Raw genomic sequence first — 2,635 nt, 5'->3', positions numbered from 1 at the left:
GTGTAGCGCGACAAACTGGATGAGAAGTTGCGACGATCAGGATGAGAAGGTCTGACCGCGACGGTTCCGTTTTGGTGTGTTTGCTTGTCGCTGGCAAGACCTATGTCAGGACTTGATTGTCGGGGAGCGACACGCCGGTATTTTTGATTGTCGCGACCTTTGCGGGCCGACCTGCGCCGTGCTGCTTTCGGTCGATCGCGGCGCGGCGCCGATAGCTTTCGACGTTCATTTCGAAGATGGTGGCGTGGTGCACGAGGCGGTCGACGGCGGCGAGCGTCATGGCGGGATCGGGGAAGACCCGGTTCCATTCGCCGAACGGCTGGTTGGCGGTGATGAGCAGCGAGCGCCGCTCGTACCGCGCGCTGATCAGCTCGAACAGGACCGAGGTTTCGGCCTGATCCTTGGCGACATAGGCGAGGTCGTCGAGGATCAGCAGATCGAAGCGATCGAGCCGATGGATCGCATTTTCAAGCGCGAGCTCGCGGCGCGCGACCTGAAGCTTCTGGACGAGGTCCGAAGTCCGGGTGAACAGCACGCGCCAGCCCTTTTCCACAAGCGCGAGCCCGATCGCCGACGACAGATGCGATTTGCCCCCGCCGGGCGGGCCGAACAGGATCAGGTTGGCGCCGTTTTCAAGCCAGCTGTCTCCCGCGCAGATCGCCATGACCTGCGCTTTCGATATCATCGGCACCGCGTCGAAGTCGAACGTATCGAGCGTCTTTCCCGGCAGCAGTTTCGCCTCGGCAAGATGGCGCTCGATCCGGCGCCGGTCGCGTTCGGCGATCTCATGCTCGGTGATCGCACTCAGGAAGCGCGCCGCGGGCCAGCCCTCCTTGTCGGATCGCTCGGCGAACGTCGGCCAGAGCTGCTTGATTGTCGGAAGCCGCAGCTCATTGAGCATCAGGGTGAGCTTGGTCGCGTCGATGTCCTGCGTCATGCCATTTCCTCCGCGCGAGGAGCCAGCAGCGCTTCATAGGCGGAGAGCGGGGCAAGCTCGACGATGACCTCGGGCAATGCCGCGGGGTCGGGCGCGAACCGCGCACGCAGCGCGGCCATGTCCGGCATGCCTTGCGGCGTCGCCAACAGGGATTCCAACACGCCAGCAAGCTCGGCCTCACAGGCCCGCTCATGGGCAAGGCTGAGCAACTCGACCATCGTCCGGCACGCCATCCGATCGGCGAGCCGGTCGATCAGCCGGTCGAACATGCGCCGATAGGCCTCGCGCGGGAAGAGCTGGTCCCGGTAAACGAGGTTCAGCAGCGCCATCGGTTTACGCCGCAGCGCATGGATGACATGGCGATAATCGACAACATGATCATGCTTGCCTTTGCGGTCGGCGCGACCGCGCGGCAGGGTGAACAGGGGCGTGCCGCCGAGGAACAGCTCAAGCCGGTCGTCGTAAAGCCTTACCCTGAGCCGGTGACCGATCAACCGCGAGGGCACGGTGTAGAACACCTTGCGCAGCGTGAACCCGCCCGAGGACGTCACCATGACGAGCACCTCTTCATAATCGCTGGTGCGCAGGCCCGGCAGCGACTGAAGCACCGCCCGCTCGGCGTCGATGCGCTTCGCGCTCCGCGCATTCTTGCGCGCGACGATCTCGTCGATGAAGCGTCGATATTCCGCAAGCTCGTCGAAGTCGGCCGATCCGCGCATCAGCAGTGCGTCACGCACCGCCGCCTTCAGATGCGCGTGCGCGCTTTCTATCGCGCCATTCTCGTGCGCAACGCCGCGGTTGTTGCGGGTCGGCTCCATCCGATAATGGCGGCACAGCGCGTCATATCTGCGCGTCAGATCCTCGCGCGCCGACGCATCCAGATTGCGGAACGCCGCCGACAGGCTGTCACTGCGATGTTCACGCGGCGCCCCGCCCAGCGCCCACAACGCATTTTGCAGACCCTCCGCCAGCGCGACATAGCTCTCGCCGCCAAGGATCACATGGGCATGCTCAAAGCCCGAACAGGCGAGCCGGAAGTGATACAGCCGGTGGTCGAGCCCCACCCCCGCGATCCGTACACCCAGATCGGCCATGTCCGTAAAGTCCGACAGCCCCATCCGCCCCGGCTCGTGCACCTGGCGGAACATCACATCGCGATCCGGACCTCGCAGCGCTCGCCAACTGCGGATCCGACGCTCCATCGTCCGCCGCACACCATCGGGAAGCTCAGGATGACGACGCTGCATTTCTTCGAACACGGCCACGGCTCGGATCCCCGGCGCACTCTCCAGGAGCGGCACCACCTCGCTGTCGAAGATATCCGCCAGCGGATCGGGGCGACGGCGACCGCGCGGCGCCTTCCTTTGCGAAGGAAGCCGCATATCTGCCTCCAGCCGATACGCCGTCGCCGTGCTGAACGCCGCACACGCCGCCGCGCTGCGCGGCGACACTGTCTGTCTCATCTTCATATAGTATCTCACCTGATGATCGTTGATATGGCTCCCAGGCACCGCGTCTCCCCTTCCGAAGAAGGCGCCACCTGGCAGGTCACGATCACCAAAGCGCCCTTCCAGAAGAAAAGACGCCTGCGGCGGTGTGTCTGTCGCTCCTCGGGGCTTCGCCCCTCGTCCCGACAGACACACCGCCGCCATTCTCATCCTGATTGTCGGCAATTCTCACCCTGATTGTCGCGCAGCA

Annotated in this window: 2 protein-coding genes; both read right to left on the bottom strand. The window is 64.4% G+C overall.

The features are described from left to right. Positions 1–100: 100 nt before the first annotated feature. Positions 101–937, bottom strand: coding sequence for an IS21-like element helper ATPase IstB (gene istB / locus L3X40_RS21575; RefSeq protein WP_237367383.1), 837 nt, complete (start codon positions 935–937; stop codon positions 101–103). After that, positions 934–2,448 carry an IS21 family transposase gene (istA, locus tag L3X40_RS21570; protein WP_420854228.1) on the bottom strand — a complete coding sequence of 505 codons (1,515 nt, stop codon included), beginning with the start codon at positions 2,446–2,448 and terminating at the stop codon, positions 934–936. Before istA ends, istB begins: the two co-directional genes overlap by 4 nt. Positions 2,449–2,635 lie beyond the last annotated feature (187 nt).

The organism is Rhizorhapis sp. SPR117 (genome assembly GCF_021742065.1).
Note: the sequence above shows the minus strand (reverse complement) of the source record. Positions and strands in the feature narration are given on the sequence as shown.

Excerpts from the sequence above, each read along its gene's own strand:
- istB (WP_237367383.1), bottom strand. The coding sequence starts at position 937 with ATGACGCAGGACATCGACGCGACCAAGCTCACCCTGATGCTCAATGAG.